The sequence below is a fragment of the Corticimicrobacter populi genome (genome assembly GCF_003123725.1).
Lineage (GTDB): Bacteria > Pseudomonadota > Gammaproteobacteria > Burkholderiales > Burkholderiaceae_B > Corticimicrobacter > Corticimicrobacter populi.
Genome location: NZ_QETA01000004.1, coordinates 303,494 through 324,896 on the forward strand (window position 1 = coordinate 303,494; position 21,403 = coordinate 324,896).

General features: G+C 61.0%; 21 protein-coding genes. 7 read left to right on the forward strand and 14 right to left on the reverse strand.

The features are described 5' to 3' along the window. Nucleotides 1–112 precede the first annotated feature (112 nt). The gene (locus tag DD235_RS11415) at nucleotides 113–1,354 is read left to right on the forward strand and encodes a D-amino acid dehydrogenase (protein WP_109062199.1); all 1,242 of its coding nucleotides are present in this window, start codon (nucleotides 113–115) and stop codon (nucleotides 1,352–1,354) included. Between the two features lie 64 nt (nucleotides 1,355–1,418). On the opposite strand, the gene DD235_RS11420 is transcribed toward DD235_RS11415, so the two are convergent. From DD235_RS11420 to DD235_RS11435, 4 genes are all read right to left on the reverse strand, one after another. Next, a complete protein-coding gene (locus DD235_RS11420; RefSeq protein WP_109062200.1) occupies nucleotides 1,419–1,871 on the reverse strand; it encodes a GNAT family N-acetyltransferase in 453 nt (150 codons plus the stop codon). 83 nt (nucleotides 1,872–1,954) lie between these two features. Then, nucleotides 1,955–2,659, reverse strand: coding sequence for a Bax inhibitor-1/YccA family protein (locus tag DD235_RS11425; protein WP_109062201.1), 705 nt, complete (start codon nucleotides 2,657–2,659; stop codon nucleotides 1,955–1,957). A gap of 202 nt (nucleotides 2,660–2,861) precedes the next feature. Beyond that, nucleotides 2,862–3,287, reverse strand: a complete 426-nt coding sequence (locus DD235_RS11430) for a DNA polymerase III subunit chi (protein ID WP_109062202.1) — start codon at nucleotides 3,285–3,287, stop codon at nucleotides 2,862–2,864. 7 nt (nucleotides 3,288–3,294) lie between these two features. After that, a complete protein-coding gene (locus DD235_RS11435) occupies nucleotides 3,295–4,797 on the reverse strand; it encodes a leucyl aminopeptidase (RefSeq protein WP_109062203.1) in 1,503 nt (500 codons plus the stop codon). Nucleotides 4,798–4,920: 123 nt separating this feature from the next. Between DD235_RS11435 and lptF the strand changes: the two genes are divergently transcribed. The 3 genes from lptF (at nucleotide 4,921) to DD235_RS11450 (ending at nucleotide 7,726) form a co-directional block, all read left to right on the forward strand. Continuing rightward, nucleotides 4,921–6,081, forward strand: a complete 1,161-nt coding sequence (lptF, locus tag DD235_RS11440) for an LPS export ABC transporter permease LptF (protein ID WP_109062204.1) — start codon at nucleotides 4,921–4,923, stop codon at nucleotides 6,079–6,081. A 150-nt stretch (nucleotides 6,082–6,231) separates the two neighbouring features. After that, nucleotides 6,232–7,185: a CysB family HTH-type transcriptional regulator gene (locus DD235_RS11445; protein WP_109062205.1), complete on the forward strand. Its 954-nt coding sequence runs from the start codon at nucleotides 6,232–6,234 to the stop codon at nucleotides 7,183–7,185. Between the two features lie 190 nt (nucleotides 7,186–7,375). Then, complete coding sequence (locus tag DD235_RS11450; RefSeq protein ID WP_109062206.1) at nucleotides 7,376–7,726, forward strand: DUF2325 domain-containing protein; 351 nt, start codon at nucleotides 7,376–7,378, stop codon at nucleotides 7,724–7,726. Between the two features lie 20 nt (nucleotides 7,727–7,746). Here DD235_RS11450 and DD235_RS11455 read toward each other — a convergent pair whose 3' ends face one another. Beyond that, complete coding sequence (locus tag DD235_RS11455; protein WP_338028416.1) at nucleotides 7,747–8,397, reverse strand: C40 family peptidase; 651 nt, start codon at nucleotides 8,395–8,397, stop codon at nucleotides 7,747–7,749. Between the two features lie 126 nt (nucleotides 8,398–8,523). Here DD235_RS11455 and DD235_RS11460 point away from each other — a divergent pair, with 126 nt between their 5' ends. The 3 genes from DD235_RS11460 (at nucleotide 8,524) to DD235_RS11470 (ending at nucleotide 12,335) form a co-directional block, all read left to right on the forward strand. Then, on the forward strand, nucleotides 8,524–8,931 hold the full coding sequence (locus DD235_RS11460; protein ID WP_109062207.1) for a heme-binding protein: 408 nt from the start codon (nucleotides 8,524–8,526) through the stop codon (nucleotides 8,929–8,931). Between the two features lie 7 nt (nucleotides 8,932–8,938). Further along, on the forward strand, nucleotides 8,939–10,228 hold the full coding sequence (locus DD235_RS11465) for an MFS transporter (protein WP_109062208.1): 1,290 nt from the start codon (nucleotides 8,939–8,941) through the stop codon (nucleotides 10,226–10,228). A 247-nt stretch (nucleotides 10,229–10,475) separates the two neighbouring features. Next, nucleotides 10,476–12,335 (forward strand): methyl-accepting chemotaxis protein, encoded by a 1,860-nt coding sequence (locus DD235_RS11470; protein WP_109062209.1) that lies wholly within the window; start codon nucleotides 10,476–10,478, stop codon nucleotides 12,333–12,335. 119 nt (nucleotides 12,336–12,454) lie between these two features. Here DD235_RS11470 and hslO read toward each other — a convergent pair whose 3' ends face one another. The 9 genes from hslO to DD235_RS11515 all read right to left on the reverse strand — a co-directional run bounded on the left by hslO (nucleotide 12,455) and on the right by DD235_RS11515 (nucleotide 21,403). Continuing rightward, nucleotides 12,455–13,396, reverse strand: coding sequence for an Hsp33 family molecular chaperone HslO (gene hslO / locus DD235_RS11475; protein ID WP_109062210.1), 942 nt, complete (start codon nucleotides 13,394–13,396; stop codon nucleotides 12,455–12,457). 9 nt (nucleotides 13,397–13,405) lie between these two features. Beyond that, entirely contained in the window at nucleotides 13,406–13,927 is a 522-nt protein-coding gene (locus DD235_RS11480) for a gamma carbonic anhydrase family protein (RefSeq protein ID WP_109062211.1), read from the reverse strand. Between the two features lie 14 nt (nucleotides 13,928–13,941). Continuing rightward, a complete protein-coding gene (locus DD235_RS11485; RefSeq protein WP_109062212.1) occupies nucleotides 13,942–15,291 on the reverse strand; it encodes an AMP-binding protein in 1,350 nt (449 codons plus the stop codon). 110 nt (nucleotides 15,292–15,401) lie between these two features. Beyond that, entirely contained in the window at nucleotides 15,402–15,947 is a 546-nt protein-coding gene (locus DD235_RS11490) for an RDD family protein (RefSeq protein WP_109062213.1), read from the reverse strand. A gap of 240 nt (nucleotides 15,948–16,187) precedes the next feature. After that, nucleotides 16,188–17,960, reverse strand: coding sequence for a THUMP domain-containing protein (locus DD235_RS11495; RefSeq protein WP_109062214.1), 1,773 nt, complete (start codon nucleotides 17,958–17,960; stop codon nucleotides 16,188–16,190). A gap of 5 nt (nucleotides 17,961–17,965) precedes the next feature. Next, nucleotides 17,966–18,394 (reverse strand): CopD family protein, encoded by a 429-nt coding sequence (locus DD235_RS11500; RefSeq protein WP_109062297.1) that lies wholly within the window; start codon nucleotides 18,392–18,394, stop codon nucleotides 17,966–17,968. A 48-nt stretch (nucleotides 18,395–18,442) separates the two neighbouring features. Continuing rightward, nucleotides 18,443–19,702, reverse strand: coding sequence for a glutamate-5-semialdehyde dehydrogenase (locus DD235_RS11505; RefSeq protein ID WP_109062215.1), 1,260 nt, complete (start codon nucleotides 19,700–19,702; stop codon nucleotides 18,443–18,445). 116 nt (nucleotides 19,703–19,818) lie between these two features. Further along, nucleotides 19,819–20,862, reverse strand: coding sequence for a DNA polymerase III subunit delta (gene holA / locus DD235_RS11510; RefSeq protein ID WP_109062216.1), 1,044 nt, complete (start codon nucleotides 20,860–20,862; stop codon nucleotides 19,819–19,821). Nucleotides 20,863–20,875: 13 nt separating this feature from the next. Beyond that, nucleotides 20,876–21,403 (reverse strand): LPS-assembly lipoprotein LptE, encoded by a 528-nt coding sequence (locus DD235_RS11515; protein WP_109062217.1) that lies wholly within the window; start codon nucleotides 21,401–21,403, stop codon nucleotides 20,876–20,878.

Sequence of the window (21,403 nt, forward strand, 5' to 3'; positions counted from 1 at the left end):
CCGAAGGGGATTCGCGCAGCTCGCAGCGTGCTGCCGAAGAAGCTCTCAGGTCAACGGGACAGATGGGGTGCATCCGCCACGTGGCGGATGCCCTCGTGCATTGGAGTTCCGCATGACACGCATCGCCGTCATCGGTGCCGGCATTACCGGCGTCACCACCGCATATGCCCTGCGCAAGCAGGGTTATGACGTGACTGTCCTCGAGCGACACCGCTATCCCGCCATGGAAACCTCGTTTGCCAATGGTGGGCAACTGTCCGCCTGCAACGCGGAAGTTTGGAACAACATGGCCACCGTTATCAAAGGGCTCAAATGGATGACCCGGCGCAATGCGCCGCTGTTGTTCAACCCGACGCCGGGCTGGCACAAGTACTCATGGATCTATGAGTTTCTGAGGGCGATCCCGGATTATCAGGCCAATACCGTCGAGACTGTTCGGCTGGCCATCGCGGCGCGCGACAACCTGTACCAGTGGGCTGCCGACGAGGATATCGATTTCAATGTTGAGAAGCGCGGCATCTTGCATGTCTATCATTCGCGCCACGGCTACGAGTCGGGATTGAAGGTCAGCGAGCTGCTGAAGCAGGGCGGTCTTGAGCGCACCGCGGTCGGTAATGACGAGATCCACGCTATCGAACCGGCCTTGCAAGGTACCTATTATGGTGGTTTTTTCACGCCGTCGGATGCCACGGGCGACATCCACAAATACACACGTGGTCTGGCGGCAGCCTGCGAGCGCCAGGGCGTTCAGTTCATGCAGGATATCGACGTACGCGATATCGGCCGTGACGGGGCCGGATTCCGGATCGCCGCTAGTTCGGTGGTGCCGGGTGGCGCAGGAGACGTACAGACGTTGCAGGCCGATGCTGTTGTGATCTGCGCAGGCACCGGCAGCCGTCGGCTGGCGGCCATGCTGGGGGATCGCGTCAATATCTACCCGGTCAAGGGTTACTCCATCACGGTCAATATGGATGACGAGGCCAGCCAGGCCGCCGCGCCCTGGGTCAGCCTGCTCGACGAGGAGGCCAAGATCGTCACCAGTCGCCTGGGGGCGGACCGGTTGCGGGTCGCCGGCACGGCCGAGTACAACGGCTACAACAAGGATATCCGTGCTGATCGGGTGCAGCCGCTGATTGACTGGACACGCCGCCAGTTCACGCTGGTCGATACGGCCCGCGTGGTACCGTGGGCCGGATTGCGACCGATGATGCCCAATATGATGCCGCAGGTGCGACCGGGACGGCAGCCTGGCGTGTTCTACAACACCGGGCATGGACACCTAGGCTGGACGCTGTCAGCCATGACTGCGCAACTGGTCACGGACCTGGTGCAAGGCTCGATACGGGTGTCATGATTGCCGGCAGCGCCCACGCATGGGGGCGCTGCACCGATGCGCGTTGTGGGGTGATCGCAATCGCTCAAGCGGCTGCTTTCACCATTTCAATGTGGGGAATGTGGTCCTCATCGTATGTGTCACCAAGCGCCTGAAAACCCAGGGATTCATAGAATTTCTGCAGGTATGCCTGGGCGCTGATGCGGATCCCTGTTCCAGGGAAGTTTTTTTCGGTAAATGCAATGGCTTCAGTCATCAGCGCACGGCCGATCTTGAGTTTTCTGAACTTGCCCAGTGTCATGACCCGCCCGATGGAGGGTTCCTCAAATTTCAGGCCGGGGTCGACCACTCTTGCATAAGCGGCCAACTCCCCTGCGAGCAGAACGGACAGATGCCATGAGTGAGGGTCCATCTCATCCATTTCCTGGTAGATACATTGCTGCTCGACCACAAATACGGATTCGCGGGCCTTGATGATTTCGTACAGTGCAGGGGCTGTGAGTGATTCCAGCCGGTTCCATTTGAAATCCAGGGTCATGATGGTCTGTTGTGAGTATTGATCTGACAATAAAAAACCCCGTCCGAAGCCGGACGGGGTTGGATCAGGCTGTGAAAGCCGGTTTATTCGCGGTCGCCGCCGAAGATGCCCAGCAGCATCAGCAGGTTGGAGAACACGTTGTACACATCCAGGTAGATCGCCAGCGTGGCCGAGACATAGTTGGTTTCGCCGCCGTTGATCACGCGCTGGATATCGACCAGCATGAAGGCGGAGAAGATCACCACGGCCAGAACCGAAATGGTCAGCATCAGGGCAGGCATCTGCAGGAAGATGTTGGCCAGGGCTGCGACCAGGATGACGATGGCACCCATGAACAGGAACTTCTGCATGCCGGACAGGTCACGCTTGATGGTCGAGGCCAGGGTCGCCATGGCACCGAACACGACGGCAGTACCGCCGAAAGCGGTCATGATCAACTGTGCGCCGTTGCTCATGCCCAGCACGAAGCCCAGCAGGCGGGACAGCATCACACCCATGAAGAACGTGAAGGCCAGCAGCAGGACGACGCCCAGCGAGCTGTTCTTGTTGCGCTCGATGGCATACATCAGGCCGAAGGCACCCGCCAGGAACAGGATGGCGGTCAGGCCGGGGCTGCCGCCCATGACGCGGTTGATGCCGGTGCTCAGGCCGACCATGGCACCCAGTACAGTGGGGATCAGGGACAGGGCCAGTAGCCAGTACGTATTGCGCAGCACGCGGTTGCGCACGACCTCGCCAGCGGAACCGGCGTAGGGTTGGTTCATGGTGGAGGGTCGATAATCGTTCATTGCTAAAGCTCCTTATCAATACAGGGCGCAGGATACAGCGATCCCGTTTTGACCGCTAGCATAACTGACAGTTTCCTGAAAGAACAGTTTTTTGTCGGCAAATTGTAACAGGTTCGACAGGGGGCCTGCGGATATGTGTTTCGCGTGGCTCACGCTGTGAGTGTGCTGAATGCGGACAGCCTAGCCGTTATGCAGGCGGTGTTCAGCGCTTCTGGCCCAGGTTGTGTGCAACCAGTTCGTGTCCGGCCTGCTTGTACCATTTCCAGCGCTCACGTGCCGCCAGTACTTCATCCTCTTCCTGTGACACGATCTCGAGCACTCGCTCGTAGCGTCCAGGTTCGGGCGGGCAGTCCATGTCCAGATTGACCAACCAGAGCGTATCGGGCCAGGTGTCTGTCTGGCGCGTGAGAATGATCGGCGTGTCGGCGACCAGCGGGTCGTCGGCATAGACATGCGGGATGAACGAGATATCGTCGAACGCCCACAGCATGCGATCGAAATTATCGAGTCGCAGGGCATCGCTGCACCAGACCGTCAGGGTGTGGCCCGCCTGGAAGCGGGACCGCACCATGGCGCAGGCTGTGCGCAAACGGTCGGGGGCACCGAAGGCGAAGTCGATTTTCGCCATGGGTTGCTTACCGTACCTGGTCCAGCAGATACTGGGTCAGCAGCGGGACGGGGCGGCCTGTGGCACCCTTGTCCTTGCCGCTTTGCCAGGCCGTGCCGGCGATATCCAGGTGAGCCCAGCGATAGGCCTTGGTGAATCGTGACAGGAAGCAGGCTGCCGTGACCGAACCGGCGGCTGGGCCACCGATGTTGGCAATATCGGCAAAGCGCGACTTGAGCTGTTCCTGGTAGGCACCCTGAATGGGTAACTGCCATACAGTGTCGAGCGATGTGCGCCCGGCCGCCTGCAGGCTGTCGGCCAGTGCCTGGTCTGTCGAGAACAGGCCACTGTTGACGTGGCCCAGTGCGACGACGCAGGCACCCGTGAGGGTGGCGATATCCACCACCGAGGCCGGCTTGAGGCGTTCGGCGTAGGTCAGTGCGTCGCACAGAACCAGACGGCCTTCGGCATCGGTGTTGAGGATTTCGATGGTCTGGCCCGACATGCTGGTCACGACATCGCCCGGCTTGTTGGCACGACCGCTGGGGAGGTTTTCGCAGGAGGCAATCAGCCCGACCACGTTAAGCGGCAGGTCCAGTTCGCCGAGGGCGCGGAACGTGCCCAGCACGCTGGCGGCACCACACATGTCGTATTTCATTTCATCCATGGTGGCGGCAGGCTTGATCGAGATGCCGCCCGAATCGAAGGTGATGCCCTTGCCGACCAGTACATGAGGAGCCTTGTCGCTGCCCTTGCCAGTCTTCTTGCCCTGATGACGCAGGATGATGAAGCGTGGCGGCTCGTCCGAACCCTTGGCAACCGACAGGAACGAGCCCATGCCGAGCGCCTGGATTTCTTTCTGGTCGAGTACTTCGACCTTGATCGATTTGAATTCTTTGGCCAGTTTGCGGGCCGTGTCGGCCAGGTAGCGTGGGGTGCAGATGTTCCCGGGCAGGTTGCCCAGCGTGCGGGTCAGATCCATGCCGTTGGCGATGGCGCGGCCTTCCTTGAGGCCTTTCTGGGCCTCGGCAGTATGGCTGCGGCCCACCAGCAGCGTGATCTTTTTCAGGCGCGGTGCGGCGTCAGCATCCGGCTTGCCGAAGGTGGCGGTATAGCGGTAGAGTGCTTGCCCGTAGCGGGTGGCGGCGCGCTGGGCACGCTGATGCAGGGTGCTGTTTTCGCAGGGCAGGGCGGCCAATTCGGACACGGCCTCTTCGACTCGGGCCTGCACGCAGGCCTGGGCAAAGGCCAGTTCGGCACGGGCGTGTACTTCGGGGGTGTATTGATCTGCCTTGCCCAGGCCGACCAGAATCACGCGCTCTGCCTTGATGCCGGGCAGGTGGCGCAGCACCAGTGTGGCACCTGTCACACCGTCGAAATCGGTCTTGATGGTAGCCGAGATCAGCCCGCCTGCAGCGCGGTCGAGCGCCTGCCCGGTCGTGCTGAGCGTGCCATCGGCATAGACCCCCAGACCGAGTGCGGCGGTCTTGATCTGGTGAGGGGAAAGGGTGGTCTGTGTGCTGAATTCCATGTCTTGCATTCCTGGCGCAGGTGGCGCGGTCTCCAATCTTGCATTATGGCGCATATCCGAACGGACTTGTAGCGGCGGGATGCGGCATAATTCACCCGTTGCTACCTATCGTGCCTCTACATCGTGTCTTTGTTCAAGCGTTCTGTTGTCAGTGAAATCGTCAGCCATGCCAGCGTCGTGATGTCCACTCTGCTGATTGTCTGGCTGAGCGTATTGCTGGTGCGGTTGCTGGGCGATGCGGCGGGCGGGCAGATCGGTGCCGACGTGGTGCTGGGGCTTGCCGCCTTCTCGACCATTACGGCCTTGCCGGTCATTATGGCGGTTTCTCTCTTCATTGCGGTGTTGACCACGGTTTCCCGTTCCTATCGTGAGTCCGAAATGGTGGTCTGGTTTGCCAGCGGGCTATCGCTGGCGGACTGGTTGCGGCCGGTGCTGCGTTGCGCGATTCCGGTGGCGGTGCTGATTGCATTGCTTACGCTGGGGGCATCGCCTTGGGCGTATCGGCAGATTGCCGAGTATCGCGAGCGTTTCGAGCAGCGTTCCGACCTGTCCAAGGTCGTGGCCGGACAGTTTGCCGAGTCGGAAGGCGGACAGCGCGTGTTCTTTGCCGAAGAGCCGACCTCGCCTGATCAGGAGTTAGGTGGCGTGTTCATCCGGATCAATGAGCCGGAATGGCACAGTCTGGTGATGGCGGGCAGTGCTCGTATCGAGACGCAGGAAAACGGCGACCGCTTTCTGGTACTCAGTTCAGGGCATCGCTATGACCTCAAGCCGGGTGAGGCTGAAATGCGTGTCGCGGATTTCGAGCGCTATGGCGTACGGCTGGAAAGCCGTTCTTCCGAGGATCCATTGCAGCAGGCCCGAGCTGCTGCGGAACAGGTCATCAAGGCACGTCCTACCCTACAGTTGCTGGAAGACAATGATGACCGGGCGCAAGGACAGATCATGTGGCGTCTGGCGCTGCCGCTGGCGGCACTCAATCTGGCGTTGCTGGCCGTACCGCTGGGCGTGGTCAATCCACGCCTGGGACGCTCAGGGGACCTGTTGCTGGCAGGCCTGATCGGGCTGCTGTATATGAATCTGATCAATTTGTCGCGTGGCTGGATCGGCAGCGGCAAGCTGGATTTTGGTGTAGGCGTATGGCTGGTGCATGCCCTCATGGGGGCGCTCACGGCCTGGTTGCTGTATAGACGGCTGCGGCTGGCCGGCCCCAAGGATAGTGGCGGCAGTCGCAACAGCGGGGGTAGGCCGACCAAGGGGCAAGGCACTTCGGGCGTTGCGTGACCGGGGCATTGCGTGCAGACAGGATTCAGATGACGGTGATGACATGCTGCTTGGAGGCAGCATGTTCATGCGATATTTTCTTATTTCTTTAATATATATATCGCAAATTCATTATTACTTATAATTGGTTCGATTGTTTTGGGGCCAACTATGAATCTGCAACAGTTCCGTTTCGTCCGCGAAACGATCCGCCGTGATTTCAACCTGACCGAGGCAGCTCGGGCGCTGTATACCTCGCAGCCGGGGGTATCCAAGGCTATCATCGAGTTCGAAGACGAACTTGGCATCAAGATCTTCGAGCGCCATGGCAAGCGCATCAAGGGGCTGACCAAGCCGGGCATGGCGGTCGCACAGGTGATCGATCGGATCATGCGCGAAATCGATAATCTCAAGAAAGTCAGCGACGAATTTGCCCGGCGTGATGAGGGTGGTCTGGTCATCGCCTGCACGCACACCCAGGCACGCTATCTTCTGCCCAAGGTCATCCCGGCCTTCCGGCGCCAGTTTCCCAAGGTTCATCTGTCGCTGGCGGAGGGGAGTCCGACACAACTGGCCGAAATGGTGCTGCACGAACAGGCCGATATCGCAGTGGCGACCGAGTCGCTGGCGGCGACCCCTGGCCTGGTGACGTTGCCTTGCTATACCTGGGAACATTCGGTTGTGGTGCGCCCGGACCATCCGTTGGCAGAACTGACATCGAGCGAAGCACGCCAATTGACGCTGGAGCAACTGGCGCAATATCCGATCGTGACTTACGACAGGGCGTTTTCGGGTCGCCGCTCGATCGATGAAGCCTTTGCACGCGCCGATGTGCGTCCGGATATCGTACTCGAGGCCATCGATGCCGATGTCATCAAGACCTATGTCGATGTGGGGCTGGGCATTGGCATCATCGCGGGCGTGGCATTTGATCCACGGCGCGATCACGGGCTGATCGGCCTGCCGGTTGGCCGGTTGTTCGGTACGCATACGACTCGTATCGGCATCAAATCGGGTGTCTTTCTGCGCGATTATGTCTATACGTTCCTGCAGTTGCTGTCGGCAGGCCTGACCCGCGAGGCTGTGCTGGATGCCATCCAGGGTGCGCAGCCGGACGAGTCCTGATCCAGACCGGGGAGGTGGGTTGCATTACCTGCCTCCCGATATGGACGCGGGTAATGCTGTCTGATCTATTTTTTCAATAGAAATCAATTTTCAATCCAAAAAATCAATCAACTTAGTTCGCCTTAGCTATTGATTCTTTAACAAGAATTATTATCATTGTATTTATCTAATTTAATACGCAAGGTGGAACATGGCGCAGACCGTCAGTGCAGTTGTCGTTGGGGCCGATCGGCTTGGCAATATCCCTGATCTGCTCAAGGGGCACAACATTGCAATCACCCACCATATCAGTGGTCGTGATCCGTCTCACCAGAAAAAAACCCTGCAACTGCCTTCGGGTACGGAACTCGTCATCCTGCTGACGGATTTCCTGGGGCACAACGTGATGAAGACATTCCGCCATGCTGCGCAGCGATCCGGTATTCGGGTCGTGGCGTGCCGCCGGTCGGTGTGCAGCATGCAGCAGGCGCTGACGCAATGCGGACTGTGCGGCAACGAGTCGTGCGCGTACCGCAAGCAGAGCAAACAAAGCTGTTTCTGATCCCGTCAGGGATCACAGGCTTAACTGGCGCTGGCTGTGAGCCTGCGTGCGCCGTTATAGCGCTTGCGCCAGTAGGAAATGTCCATGCTTTCGATGCGCACCACGCTGCCGGCGCGGGGCGAATGGACGAATTCATTGTTGCCCAGGTAAATGCCGACGTGCGAAAAGCGTCGGCCCAGCGTGTTGAAGAACACCAGATCCCCAACCTGTAGATCACGCTTGGAGACGGATTCGCCTTCGCTGGCCAGCTCATATGAGCTGCGTGGCAGCTTGAGGCCGAGTGACTGCTCTGCGGCATAGGTAATCAGGCCACTGCAGTCGAAGCCTTCCTCAGGAGAGCGCCCCCCCCAGCGGTAGCGTATGCCCAGGTAGCCAAGCGCTGCGCTGGCCAGTGGGTTGGCGTCGGGATCGGTGCTGGCGTCAGCATCGGATACGGGATGGGTGGAACGCGTGACCTGTATGTCACGGCTCAGCAGCAGGTCGCGGATCGGATCTGTGCCATCGAAGCCGGTTGAGGCTGTGTGGCGACGTATCGGACTTTCGGCTACAGGCCCCTGGGTGGATGCGCAGCCCGCCAGGATGGCGCAGGAGGCAAACAGGCAAAGCGCCATGCCGGAACGAGGCCGGCCGGCACCGGACTGGACGGTCAGGGCGGGTGTCGGTATCTGCATGGGTAGGATCGGAATGGCGCGTACCCTGCGATTCTATCAAAAGATACAGCGAAGTAACAATCGAATCTCAGGGCGGGATATCATCCTGCTTTGACCTATCGCAAATCACACCAAGGGAGAAAGACCATGCAACAAAAATCTGTCCTGACTCATGATGATGTCCAGGCCATCCTGTCGGCTGCCCGGGCCCATGCCCAGGCCCATGGCTGGGCCGTGACCATCGCGGTTGCCGATGATGGCGGGCATCTGCTCGGATTGGTGCGCCTTGATGGGGCTGCACCTCTGTCCTCGCATATTGCTCCGGCCAAGGCACATGCAGCCGCCGTGGGTCGACGCGAGACCAAGGGGTTCGAGGACATGATTAACGGTGGGCGGACGGCATTCCTGTCGGCGCCCTTGGTCCAGGGCATGCTGGAAGGCGGGGTACCCATCGTTGTGTCGGGCCAGGTGGTGGGTGCCGTCGGTGTCTCGGGCGTCAAGTCCAACGAAGATGCCGAGATTGCCTCTTCCGGCATTGCAGCACTGAACGCCTGAGACAGGTATGGCCCGGGCCCCTCGTTATCTCAATCCGGGTGTCCGCCGTTCCGAAGCGGTGGCCTGGGCCTTCTATGATTTTGCCAACTCGGGCTATACCACCGTCGTCCTGACGGCGGTATTCAATGCCTATTTCGTGAGTGTGGTGGCCGGCAATGCCGATTGGGCCACACTGTTGTGGACATTGACCCTGTCTCTGTCCTACCTGATCGTCATGATCGTCATGCCCGGTCTGGGTGCCTGGGCCGATGCGCATACCGGCAAGAAAAGGATTCTGGTCTGGAGTACGGTCGGCTGTGTCCTGGCCACGGCTTCACTTGTGGGGGTCGGGCCGGGGGATATGGGCCTGGCGATCGTGGCAATCGTCGTGTCCAACGTCTGCTATAGCATCGGCGAAAGCATGATTGCTGCGTTCCTGCCTGAACTGGCCCAGCCTCATGCCATGGGACGGGTATCCGGCTGGGGGTGGGGAGTAGGCTATGTCGGCGGCATGCTGACACTGGGGCTGGGGCTGTACGTCGTGCTGCAAGGGCAGGCGGCAGGCCAGGATGCTTCTCACTATGTTCCGTCCGTCATGTTGCTGACAGCGGCCGTATTTGCCGTGGCAGCCTTGCCGGCCTTGTTGCTGTTGCGCGAGCGTGCCCGTGCCCCGGTTTCAGGAAGCCTGGGCCGGAAAGCCCGCACAGGCCTGCGTCAGGCCTGGCAGCGCATGGCCGACATGCCCGATTTCTGTTGGCTGCTGTTGTGTGGCCTGTTCTACCAGGCAGGCATTGCTGTGGTCATCACGCTGGCAGCGGTCTACGCCGAGCAGGTCATGGGTTTTGGTCTGCAGCAGACCATGCTGCTGATCTTCCTGGTCAACATCGCGGCAGCGCTGGGTGCCTTTGCTTTCGGACATGTGCAGGACTGGCTGGGGCATCGCCTGGCCCTGGGGCTGACGCTGACAGGCTGGCTGCTGATGGTGGCCATGGCGGCCATGGCCGAGAGCGTGACACTGTTCTGGGCTGCCGCTACCCTGGCCGGGCTGTGTATGGGATCGAGCCAGAGTGCCGGGCGGACGCTGGCTGGCATTTTCGCACCGGCACAGCGATTGGCGGAAAGCTTTGCGTTGTGGACATTTTCCGGTCGCCTGGCGGCGATCATCGGACCCGTAACTTACGGTGTGGTGACCTGGCTGACGGCCGGCAATCACCGCTTGGCCATTGCGTTGACCGGTGTGTTTTTTGTGCTCGGGCTGTGGGCACTAGGCAGGGTAAATGTCGATCGGGGCATGGCACGGGCGCATCAGGCTGGTTGATTCGGTCTGGCTGGCGTGAATCGGCTGCAATGCCATTGTGTGAGGCTGTGTGGCCGCTGCATTGGCATATATTTGTTACTTTGATGTTTGGTCATGTCAGCATATGTAAGCCTATGCTGTGATCCAGGCTTAAACGGCTTAGAATCCAATCAAAAATACTTCAAGGTGTTGCGTAATTATTGCCAATCTATTCTTGTGTGGCAATTTTTCGTGCATTTCCTGTTCTGTTTCTGATTCGGTTGCTTCAATGATTAAGACGTTACGTTCCAGAATTCTTGTCATCAGTACGGCCACTGTAGTGGCGGCATTGGTCATCACCGGCATAGCCGCCTACAGCATTGCACGCAACAGTACGCTGCAGACGCTGGAGCAGGATCTCGATGCGATTACGGCTGGCAATGCCATGGCCATCGATCAGTGGGTCTCTGCCAAATCCCAGGCCGTGGTGGCGACTGCGGCTGCCATTGAATATGGTGATCCGCGCGAGTTGTCTATCTACATGAGCAAGGCCAGCGGCTTTCCGATCACGTCCGTAGGCTGGACGGACAAGAGCTTCAAGTCGACGGTCAATGTGGCCGCAGATTATGATCCGACCGCGCGTCCCTGGTACAAAACGGCTGCGCAGGCCGGCAAGCTGGTTGTCACAAAGCCTTATCCGGATTCTGTGAGCGGCATCATCTATGTGGCATTCACCATGCCAATGCTGCGCAATGGTTCGCTGCAGGGTGTGTTGAGCGGAGCCGTATCTCTTGACGGTGTGCGCGAGGTGGTGTCGGCCATTCGCCCGACACCCAGCAGCAGCGGATTTGTCGTCAATACCGAAGGTTTGATCGTGGCACATCCGGATGCGCAATATGTGCTCAAGCCGGCAACCGAGCTGTCTGATCGCCTGACGCCGGCAGCCTTGACCGAACTGGCCAAGACGCAGACTCCTCTGGCTGCCACGCTCGACGGTCGCGCCCACCTGCTGCAAGCCAAGCCGGTCAATGGTACGGATTGGTTCCTGGTGGTGGCCATGGATGAGGCCGAGGCGACGGCCGGGCTGGGTAGCCTGCTGCGTACGCTGATTCTGGCGGTCGTGGTGCTGGTGTTGCTGGCCGCTGCCGTGTCTGCTGCCTTGACCACCAAGTCTTTCCGCCGCCTGTCTCAGGTGCGCGATGCGATGGACAAGATCGGTTCCGGTGGTGGTGACCTCACCCAGCGGCTGCCTGTGTCGGGGCAGGATGAGGTCGCACAGATCTCGTCTTCCTTCAATCAATTCGTGCAGCAGATCGCGACGGTACTGCAGGATGTGCGCAACGGTGTCGAGTCGATGCGCACGGCGACCGACGAGATCAAGGCTGGCAACGTCGATCTGTCGCATCGGACCGAATCGTCGGCCAGCAGTCTCGAGGAAACGTCTGCGGCCCTGGCGGAGCTGACCGCGAATGCGCGTCAATCGGCCGAATCGTCCGACCAGGCGTCGCGTCTGGCGAAGGCTGCCAGTGCATCCGCCGGTCGTGGTGGCGAGGCTGTCGAAAGTGCGGTGACAACCATGGATGAGATTTCCCGGACCTCGACCAAGATCGGCGAAATCATCAGCGTGATCGACGGCATTGCCTTCCAGACCAATATCCTGGCGCTCAATGCGGCGGTCGAGGCTGCCCGTGCCGGCGAGCAGGGCAAGGGTTTTGCGGTGGTGGCCGGTGAAGTGCGTGCGCTGGCACAGCGTTCTGCCCAGGCTGCCCGGGAAATCAAGACGCTGATCGATGCATCGAGCAGCAGTGTCCAGGCAGGTACCGAGCGCGTGCGTACGGCAGGTGTGATCATGGGCGAGATCGTGCAGGACATCCAGCACGTCACGCATATCATCGGTGAAATTAATGGTGCCATGACCGAGCAGAGTACGGGCATCGGCCAGATCAACCAAGCCGTGGCAGATATGGATCGGGCGGTGCAGGAAAATGCCGCGCTGGTGGAAGAGTCGACGGCAGCATCCATCACGCTCAATGAGCAGGCGCACTATCTGGCGGATACGGTGTCGGCCTTTACGCTGGAGTCGGATTCAGAGCATGCGCAGGGACACGGTCACAACAGGGCTGCGCCTTTGCTGCTGTCTTCTCGCTAGGGTCATCCTGCCGTACCTGTTTCAGATACGGCATGCACAGGTCCGGCAAGCATGTTGCATGCATGTCGGACCTGTATTGCGTGTAGGCTGGATAAAAAGGATGGCGATAGGCTGACGGTTCAGTGCAGCCTGCCATGCTCCGAGGTGTCGGGCTGCTGTTCGAGCTGGCGTACCAGGGCTGCGGAGTCCACGCTGTCGAGGTGGTAGGGCTTGCCGCAGAAGTCGCAACGTACATCGATATCGCCGTCACGTTCGGCAATCATGTCGCGCAGTTCTTCGGTACCGAGCATGCGCAGCATGCCGAGTACTTTGTCGCGTGAGCAGGTGCAGTGCCAGCGCACCGGCTGTGGTTCGAATGCCAGCAGTGACTCTTCCCAGAACAGGCGGTGCATCAGGGTATCGGTATCGGTCTGAAGCAGCTCTCCAGGGCGCAGCGTGCTCGCCAGATGGCAGGCACGATCCCAGGTGTCAGTTGCTTCTTCGATTGTTTCTGATGCCTGATCGAGAGCCCCACCATGGTCTGGCAGGCGTTGCAACAGCAGGCCGCTGGCCTGGTGTTCGTTGGCTTCCAGCCATACCCGTGTGTCGAGCTGTTCGGAGGCCGCCATATACTGTTCGAGGATTTCCGCGATGGTGTCGCCTTCCAGCGGAATCAGGCCCTGCCAGGCATGCTGGCCGGGCTGCTTGCGGGAAGGATCAAGGATCACGGCCAGTTGCCCTTGGCCACCGGGGTTGAGCCAGGCCTGTACGCCACCATGCTCGGGCAGGGGCTGGTTTTCACGAAGCTTGGCCATGGCCCGAATGGTTTTGTCGGCGCGGCACTCGACGACGATCAGCGACAGCGGACCGTCTCCTTGTGCCTGCAGCAGCAGGGAGCCATCAAACTTGAGGTTGGCCGCCAGCATGGCACCGGCGGCAGTCAACTCCCCAAGCAGGCGGGCGACACCTTCGGGGTATTGTTGATGCTGGTGTGCTGCCTGCCAAGCATGTTCGAGGTTGAGACCGACGACACGCACTGTGCGGTCGGCAAACAGGTAGGTTTTCAGTAGATCGTCGCTCATGGCGGAATTTTAGTCTATCCGCACCAGTGCTTCGCGGTAGGCGCGCGCTTTCTCGACATAGTGCCGGGCATTGGCATGCATCTGTGCGATTTCTGCGTCGGTGAGTGTGCGCACGATCTTGGCGATGCCAATGACCAATGAGTTGTCCGGAATTTCCTTGCCTTCGGGAATCAGTGCACCGGCACCAATCAGGCAGTTCCGGCCGATGCGAGCATCATTGAGTACGATGGCCTGCATGCCGATCAGGGCTCCGTCGGCAATGTGGCAGCCATGCAGCATGGCCTGGTGGCCGACCGTGACGCCTGCACCGATATGCAGGGGGTGACCGACATCGACATGCAACACGCACGATTCCTGGATGTTGCTTTGCGGGCCGACGATAATGGGAGCATTGTCACCTCGCAGGGTGGCATTGGGCCAGATGCTGGTGTCTTCGCCAAGTTCGACATCCCCGATGACAGTGGCATTTTCGAAAACGAAGGCACTGGGATGGATGCATGGCGTCTGGTCGTGCAGGCGGTAGATGGGCATGTCCTTGTCCTGTGTCAGGTGGGCACGGAAGGTGTGTTATCGGCAGCCGGCCAGAGATAGCCGGCTTCATCCATATGCAGCCATTCTTCCGAACTCAGCCAGGGAGCGATGGGTTGGTGCAGGGTCAGCGTCGGATCTCGCCAGTAGCCCAGGGCCAGGGCAGGGTCTGGGTGACCGTACCGATCGGTGCGGCTGATTTCCAGAGTGCCGGTGTTGCTGCTGTTGCCAGCCATTGCCGGATCCGGATGGGCCAGTCTGATGCGGTGGCCCGGGTAGGCCCGACCCAGGCTACCGGGCCTGCTGGGCCATTGGCTGGCACTTTCGCCGATCAGGCTGACGGCTTCGCTTGGGTGTTGATACACGAAATTGGCAGGGATGCCGAATAGTGTCTGGCAGTGGGCCGAGAGCCCGCTGGGCGGTGTTCTGCCGGTGACGACAAGGTTGCGCAGGTGGGCAGGCCGTATCTCCATGCCGGCCCAGGTTTCGCGCAGGTGTTCGAAAGCTGCTGCAGGAAAGGATAGACAGGTCAGCGGAAGTTGATCGAGCAATGCCTGCAGTCGCCAGGCAGTGAGGCGGCCTGCGGTGGCCGCCAGCGAACGGCCGAAATAGAGCACTGGCAGGAGTGTATTGAGCAGCGTGGTGCCGAGTGACCAGTCCGATTGTGTCCAGAGCACATCACCGGGCTGCGGAAACCAGTCGTGGGCCGCGACGAAACCGGGCAGGCTGCCGATCAGGCTGACCTGCGCATAAAGCAGACCGCGTGGCCGACGCCCGGCGGCAGGACCCTGTGGATACAACAGCAGGGCCGGATCGCTCGGCAGCATGGGCAAGGGTGTGAAATGCTCTTCCTGGCGGGCCAGCAGGGTGCGCCAGGACATGACATGTTCGTTGATCATGTCGATGGCCAGGATCAGCGACAGGCTTGGGCAGCGATGCTGAATGCGCAGGAGGTTTTCACCGCCTTCGCTGTCGATGATGGCGAGTCGGGCCTCGGCATGGCGCAGGCGTTGCTCGAGCGCGTCGGGTCCGAGCTGGCAGGAGAGCGGTACGGCGATGGCCCCGACGCTGTTGACAGCAAGCAGGGCGGCCAGCGACTCGGGCCGTTGCCCAAGGACAAGGGCGACACGGTCGCCGCGCACGATACCCATGCGGGTCAGGCCATTGGCCAGGCGGGAAACGGTGCGAGCAAGTCGATCATAGGACCAGGTGTCCAGCCTTCCTTCTGGATCGACTGCATACAGTGCGATGCGCTGCGCATCTGCTGCATTTTCGACCCAGCGGTAGCAACAGGCCTGCGCCAGACTGAAGCGGCCTGGTATCCACCACCCGAAGGTGTCGTATAGGGTCGTGTAATGATCGTTCATGGCCTGCGTGTTCTTTCAGACATGCAATCATTACTGATGCAGCCGGGAACGGCAACCTTTTTCGGCTTGCTGGCCGGCGCAGCACCGCCGATCGATGACCGACGTCAATCTTAGACGATGGGGTGCGGCTTGCGCTGGCGTGGCGGCAGCAGGGTCAGGCGAGTGCCCGCCAGACGGTCATGCAGGAACTGACCATCGCGGTCCAGCCAGGTCCATATGAAGATCGTGAATGGGGCGAAGACGATCAGCAGGCCTGATGACGACCAGCCGGTCCAGCGCCCGATGAGCCAGACCAGCGCACCTGCTGCAAGCGGTAGCGGCCAGAGCAGCAGGTAGCGCAGTGCGAGGCGCGACAGGGATGGGCGCAGTCCATGTTCATCGACCAGCTTGATGTGCCAGGTGGACATGGGCAACGTCTGGCCGCCACGACGCCAGCACAGCAGGAAGTAGGCCCCCAGGACGACAAACAGCCAGGCCTGGCGAGTGTGCCGCAGCAATAGTGCATGATCGCTGCGGGTCAGGGTGTCGAAGATAAAATCCGCCAGAAAGACCAGCCCGAACAGCAGGATGCCTTCATACATCATGCTGGCAAAACGGGGCCAGCGACCGGGAGTCTTGATCATGCTGGGAGAGGGGGAAAAGGTGGACTGCGTCATCACGCCATTATGACGTAAAAGACGGTTTTGCCGTATGCAGGATAGGGTATTCGCCAGCGTGTTTCATTGACCAGGAATAAATTTGCGGCAAAAAAAACCGCCATGAAGGCGGTTGAAAAAGAGTCTGATGACTCTCAAGGGGAAATCGAGGGTCGTATCGCAGCGTTTCCGCTGTCCGGATCCGATCCTGATGGCTGCGCATGAAGGCAACCATCCTGAATACGGTTCCGATTATACGGGTTAACCCTGATCGTCTGCAACAGCTTTCGGTGTTTTGTTGTCGCGGTAGCTTTCCTGCACCAGTTCGAAGGCAAACAACCGGCAGTCGAGCGCACCGTTGCGCAGCGGCGTACGCCGCAACGGCTTGAGCCGCAGATGTTTGGGCAGGTCGAGGTCGCTGGAAATGGCGTGCAATTGCCAGCCTCCGAATTTCTGCTTGAGGTTGCTGGCCCAGGCGGGCCACAGGGCGGCACCGTCCTGTGCGGTCATGCGTTCGCCATAAGGGGGATTGGCAATGATCCAGCCCTGTGTCGCAGGGGCATCGATGGTGCGAGCATCGCCTTGTTCGAAACGGATGACATCGCCGGGCAAAGTGCTGCGCAAGAGATTCTGGCGGGCGGCGGCGATAGCATCGGCATTGATGTCGAAGCCGATCAATGGTGCCTCGGCCTGAGTCCTGGCTGTTGCCAGGGCGGCATCCTTGAGTGCATGCCAGGCATTTTTGTCATGGTCGCGCAGGCGCATGAAGCCGAAGGGACGCGAGATACCGGGGGGAATGCCCAGTGCAATGTGCGCGGCTTCGATCAGGATGGTACCGCTGCCACAGAACGGGTCCAGCAGCGCATGACCGGGTGTCCAGCCGGAGAGCGCCAGCATGCCGGCAGCCAGGTTTTCGCGCAGCGGAGCCTCGCCCTTGTCGAAGCGCCAGCCGCGCTTGAACAGGGATTCGCCGGACGTATCCAGGTAGAGCGTGCCGGTGTCTTCGGTCAGGAACAGGTGTACCCGGGCATCCGGGCGCACGGTATCGACGTCCGGCCGGGCCCCCTCGCGCTCACGTAGCCGGTCGCAGATGCCGTCCTTGGCTCGCAGGTTGCAATACTGCAGGCTCTGCATGGGACTGCGAATGGCTGAGGTATCGACGCGCAGGGTCTGCTCCGGACCGAACCAGCGCTCCCAGGGAATCGAGCGTGCCAGTGCGAGGATATCGTCTTCATGGTGCACAGGGGCCTGTCCTACCTGGACCAGGATGCGGGTGGCCAGTCGTGAGTGCAGGTTGGCCCGCATGATGCCGGTCCAGTCGGTGCGGAAGCGGCAGCCCGCCCGGTCGGCACGGACATCGGCATAGCCCAGGGCCAGCAGTTCATCGGCCAGGGACTGCTCCAGCCCCTGAGGGCAAGGGGCAAATACGGCATAGAGGCCGTTGTTGTCCGGTACGGCTGCCTGACGTTGGGCGGGGGCCGCGTGGCGGGCAGGCTGACGAGGCTCGCGCCCTGGTTGTCGCGCAGGGCGGTCGCTGCGCTCTGGCCGGGCCGCTTGTGGACGGGAGGGCGCATTGCGCCGGTCATGGTCGCGGGGGCCTGGTTTGGCAGACTCCCGGCGTGGCCGGTCGGTACGGTTTTCCGTGTCTGCTCCATGCCGTGTTCTGGTTCCAGGACGTGTATCCGGGCTGCGACGTGTATCGGATGCACGGCGAGTATCTGCGCTGCGAGAGTCGGTGCTGCGCGTGCTCTGCGTTGTCTGACGAGCATGTGCCTGTCGGGCGGGGCGGTCCTCAGGTTTTCTGTCGTTGTTGCGACGTTCGCTGGGGGTGGGCGCGGCGCGGCGCGCTTGTTGCGGTGCTGCGGGCTCTGTATCGGTCGCGGCGGCATTGGCCGCACGGCGAGGTTCGAAACTGGCATGCCGGGCACGTGCGCCGGTACGCATGCGCGTGCCGTTGCCGGGCTTGTCGCTGCTTTCTTCCCGTGGTTTCAGGGAAAGGGTCTTGCGTGACTTGTCGGAGGAAGAGTCTGTCATGAATATCAGAAAGGTTTGAGCACGACCATGGTCACGATGCCGAACAGCAGCAGGACGGTGATTTCGTTGTACCAGCGGTAGAAAGTATGGCTGCGCTTGTTCTCATGGCGTTCGAAGCGGGCCAGCATGGCACCACAGGAGAGATGGTAGCCGATCAGCAGGGTCACGAAGAGCAGCTTGGCATGCATCCAGCCATTGCCGGGGCCATACAGGCCGATGCCATAGGCACCATAGAGCGCCAGGCCGAACATGACGGCGGGCATGGCCAGCAGGCTGGTGAAACTGTACAGCCTGCGGGCCATGCCCAACAGACAGGCGTAGGTGTCGGGATGGTCGTTCTGTTGGGCCAGATTGACGAAAATGCGTGGCAGATAGAACAGCCCGGCAAACCAGGCAATGACGAAGAAAATGTGCAGTATCTTGATCCAGAGCATTGCCATGGCAATAGTATCCTTCAGGCGTTACAGGCTTTTGGGGCTGGGTCAGCCACGCGTCTGGCCGTCGCCGGTCAGGACCCATTTGTAGGTGGTCAGGCCTTCGAGTCCGACCGGCCCCCGGGCATGCAGACGGTTGGTTGAAATACCGATTTCGGCACCCAGACCGTATTCGTAGCCATCCGCAAAGCAGGTCGGCAGGTTGACGTAGACCGAACTGGAGTCGACCTCGCGCTGGAAGCGCTTTGCCGCGCCCAGGTCTTCCGTCACGATGGATTCGGTATGTCCGGAACTCCAGCGGGCAATGTGCGCCATGGCGACATTGATGTCCTCGACCACGCGGATGGCCAGGACCGGCCCCAGGTATTCGGTGGCCCAGTCGTCGTCGGTTGCGGGCAAGGCTTGCGGCAGCAAGGCGCGGGTACGTTCGCAGCCGCGCAGTTCGACGCCGTGCCCGGTGAGGGTCGCACCCATGCGCGGCAGGAAGTCTGGCGCGACATCCTGGTGGACCAGTAGTGTTTCGAGCGCACCGCAAATGCCGTAGCGGTAGGTCTTGGCGTTGAAAACGACGGTATGTGCGCGTTCGAGATCGGCCGCCGCATCGACAAAGATATGGCAATTGCCATCGAGGTGCTTGATCAGGGGTACGCGGGCTTCTTCGCTCAGGCGGCGGATCAGGCTCTTGCCGCCACGTGGCACGATGACATCGACGTGTTCGGTCATGGTGGCCAGCAAGCCGACGGCGGCACGATCGGCCGTGTCGATGACCTGTACGGCATGCTCGGGCAGACCGGCCTCTTGCAGTCCCTGCCGGATGATGCGGCCCAGGGCGACATTGGAGTGCAGGGCCTCGCTGCCACCACGCAGGATGGCGGCATTGCCTGACTTCAGGCAGAGCGCGGCGGCATCGATGGTGACGTTGGGGCGTGATTCATAGATGATGCCGATGACGCCCAGGGGGACGCTCATCCGTGCGATCTGCATGCCGTTGGGACGCACAGTGGTGGCAGACAGGCAGCCAACCGGATCCGGCATGGCAGCAATCTGTTCGAGGCCCGCAGCCATCAGGTCGAGGGCTCGGTCGGACAGTTTCAGGCGGTCGAGCATGGCCGGCTCCAGCCCGTTGTGCTCGGCAGCCTCGAGGTCGAGGCGGTTGGCGGCCTGCAGCGTATCGCGCTGTGCATTCAGGGCGTGTGCCATGGCGCGCAGTGCCGTGGCCTTGGTATGGTCGCTGGCGCGCATCATTTCACGGGATGCCAGGCGAGCCTGGGCTCCGATGGCAAAGAGAGTATCTGCTAGAGTCGACATAGAGGCTGCTTTGGGTGTCGGTGCAAGGATCAGGGCAAAAAAGGCACCGAGAAGAAGTATACCGGGCAGGAAGGGGCTTGGTGATTGACCTGGCTCAGTGCCGCGTCGGACATGTGTCAGGACGGTCGCGCAATGCGCAACGCCAGCCGCGCCATCTCTTCCCAGGGATCTGCCATCCGGCCTTCGGCAGCCAAGCCCTTGATCAGGCGGTCGACATCGTGGGCATGGCGCACGGCAGCGGGCCAGATGCGCGCGGGTACACGATCCAGGGCCTGTCGGGCCAGACGCTCGTGATCGCCGAAAAAACGCAGCCGGCGCATCAGTGCGCCCATGTCCTGGCCACTCTGGCGGGCAGCCGATAGCCGGGCCAGTTGCCGGATTTCGTCACCGACTGCCCACAGCACAAGCGGCAGTGCCTCGCCTTCGGCATGCAGGCCATCCAGAAGGCGCAGGGTACGCTCTGTCTGGCCGGCCAACATGGCATCGCGCAGGCTGAACACGTTGTAGCGTGCCACGTTGAGGACTGCATTCTGCACGTCTTCCGCGGCAAGATCGCCTTCCGGGTACAGCAGGCCGAGCTTCTGTATTTCCTGGTGCGCAGCCAGCAGATTGCCCTCGACTTTGTCGGCCATCCATTGCAGGCTGTCCCGATCGAGCTTCTGTCCCTGGCGTGCCAGCCGCATGCCGATCCAGGCAGGCAACCGGGCTCGGTCCACGCTGGCGATTTCAATCAGACAGGCAGATTGTTCCAGGGCGGAAAACCATTTGCTGGTGCGGGTGGTCCTGTCCAGTCGGGGCAGGCTGAGCATGACGATGGCTTCGGGGGCTCCCTGGGCACTGTCGCGCGCCTGCTGTGCAGCAAGTTGTTGCAGCGCATCGGCACCGGGCTTGCCCGGCTTGCCCGAGGGCAGGCGCAGCTCGATCAACTGGCGGTCGCCGAATAGGGAGACGGCCTGCGTGCTGGCCAGCGCGCTGCTCCAGTCGCTGCGCGCATCCAGTGTCAGGACGGTGCGGTCGGTGTAGCCGGCCTGCCGTGCCGCCTGGCGCAGCGCATCCTGCACCTCGATGACCAGCAGGGCTTCGTCCCCGGCGATGCAATACAGGGCCTGCAGCTTGGCGGGCGCAGCCGCAAGTTGTTCCAGGAAACGATCGGCATCCATATGGCCGTGCCCGTTAATCCTGCGCTTCGCGGGCGACCTGTGCCGCAGCCTTGACGTCAGGGGCGGTCAGGCGATTGATCAGGCGGCCGATGAGGCTTTCTTCAAGACTGCGGTACAGCAGCGTCATTTCGCCTTCCTTGGCCTGGACGAGATCGTTGCTGTAGGGCATGTCCTGGGAGGCAGACAGCGTGATGTCAGGAATCAATGGCTGACCAGTCTTATCTGTCAGGCGGAAGATGTAGTACACACCCAGTTCGTATTCCTCTACCCGACCATTCGGATCCAGTGATACCTCTCGCCTGGTTTGCGTACGCTGTACTTGCTGCAGCTGGGCGTCGGCCTGGCCGGGCTCGGTGACCAGCCGCGTGCCAGGCGATGCAGCACGTATGGCACGTCGCAACTGGGCACCGAACAGTGTATTGTCAGATACACCCACATACAGCGTATCGAATGGCAGCGGTGTCGTGCCCCGCATGGTGAAGCCGCAGGCAGCCAGTGACAGCAGCAGTGCAAGGAGGGGCAGGATCCGCTTGATGCTCAT

Coding starts and splice junctions, on each gene's coding strand:
- DD235_RS11490 (WP_109062213.1), bottom strand. CDS start 15,947: ATGACGCAGTCCACCTTTTCCCCCTCTCCCAGCATGATCAAGACTCCC.
- DD235_RS11515 (WP_109062217.1), bottom strand. CDS start 21,403: ATGAGCATCAAGCGGATCCTGCCCCTCCTTGCACTGCTGCTGTCACTG.
- DD235_RS11485 (WP_109062212.1), bottom strand. CDS start 15,291: ATGAACGATCATTACACGACCCTATACGACACCTTCGGGTGGTGGATA.
- DD235_RS11430 (WP_109062202.1), bottom strand. CDS start 3,287: ATGGCGAAAATCGACTTCGCCTTCGGTGCCCCCGACCGTTTGCGCACA.
- DD235_RS11455 (WP_338028416.1), bottom strand. CDS start 8,397: ATGCAGATACCGACACCCGCCCTGACCGTCCAGTCCGGTGCCGGCCGG.
- DD235_RS11495 (WP_109062214.1), bottom strand. CDS start 17,960: ATGACAGACTCTTCCTCCGACAAGTCACGCAAGACCCTTTCCCTGAAA.
- DD235_RS11445 (WP_109062205.1), top strand. CDS start 6,232: ATGAATCTGCAACAGTTCCGTTTCGTCCGCGAAACGATCCGCCGTGAT.
- DD235_RS11465 (WP_109062208.1), top strand. CDS start 8,939: ATGGCCCGGGCCCCTCGTTATCTCAATCCGGGTGTCCGCCGTTCCGAA.
- holA (WP_109062216.1), bottom strand. CDS start 20,862: ATGGATGCCGATCGTTTCCTGGAACAACTTGCGGCTGCGCCCGCCAAG.
- DD235_RS11460 (WP_109062207.1), top strand. CDS start 8,524: ATGCAACAAAAATCTGTCCTGACTCATGATGATGTCCAGGCCATCCTG.
- DD235_RS11425 (WP_109062201.1), bottom strand. CDS start 2,659: ATGAACGATTATCGACCCTCCACCATGAACCAACCCTACGCCGGTTCC.
- DD235_RS11505 (WP_109062215.1), bottom strand. CDS start 19,702: ATGTCGACTCTAGCAGATACTCTCTTTGCCATCGGAGCCCAGGCTCGC.
- hslO (WP_109062210.1), bottom strand. CDS start 13,396: ATGAGCGACGATCTACTGAAAACCTACCTGTTTGCCGACCGCACAGTG.
- DD235_RS11500 (WP_109062297.1), bottom strand. CDS start 18,394: ATGCTCTGGATCAAGATACTGCACATTTTCTTCGTCATTGCCTGGTTT.
- DD235_RS11420 (WP_109062200.1), bottom strand. CDS start 1,871: ATGACCCTGGATTTCAAATGGAACCGGCTGGAATCACTCACAGCCCCT.
- DD235_RS11415 (WP_109062199.1), top strand. CDS start 113: ATGACACGCATCGCCGTCATCGGTGCCGGCATTACCGGCGTCACCACC.
- DD235_RS11480 (WP_109062211.1), bottom strand. CDS start 13,927: ATGCCCATCTACCGCCTGCACGACCAGACGCCATGCATCCATCCCAGT.
- DD235_RS11470 (WP_109062209.1), top strand. CDS start 10,476: ATGATTAAGACGTTACGTTCCAGAATTCTTGTCATCAGTACGGCCACT.
- DD235_RS11435 (WP_109062203.1), bottom strand. CDS start 4,797: ATGGAATTCAGCACACAGACCACCCTTTCCCCTCACCAGATCAAGACC.
- DD235_RS11450 (WP_109062206.1), top strand. CDS start 7,376: ATGGCGCAGACCGTCAGTGCAGTTGTCGTTGGGGCCGATCGGCTTGGC.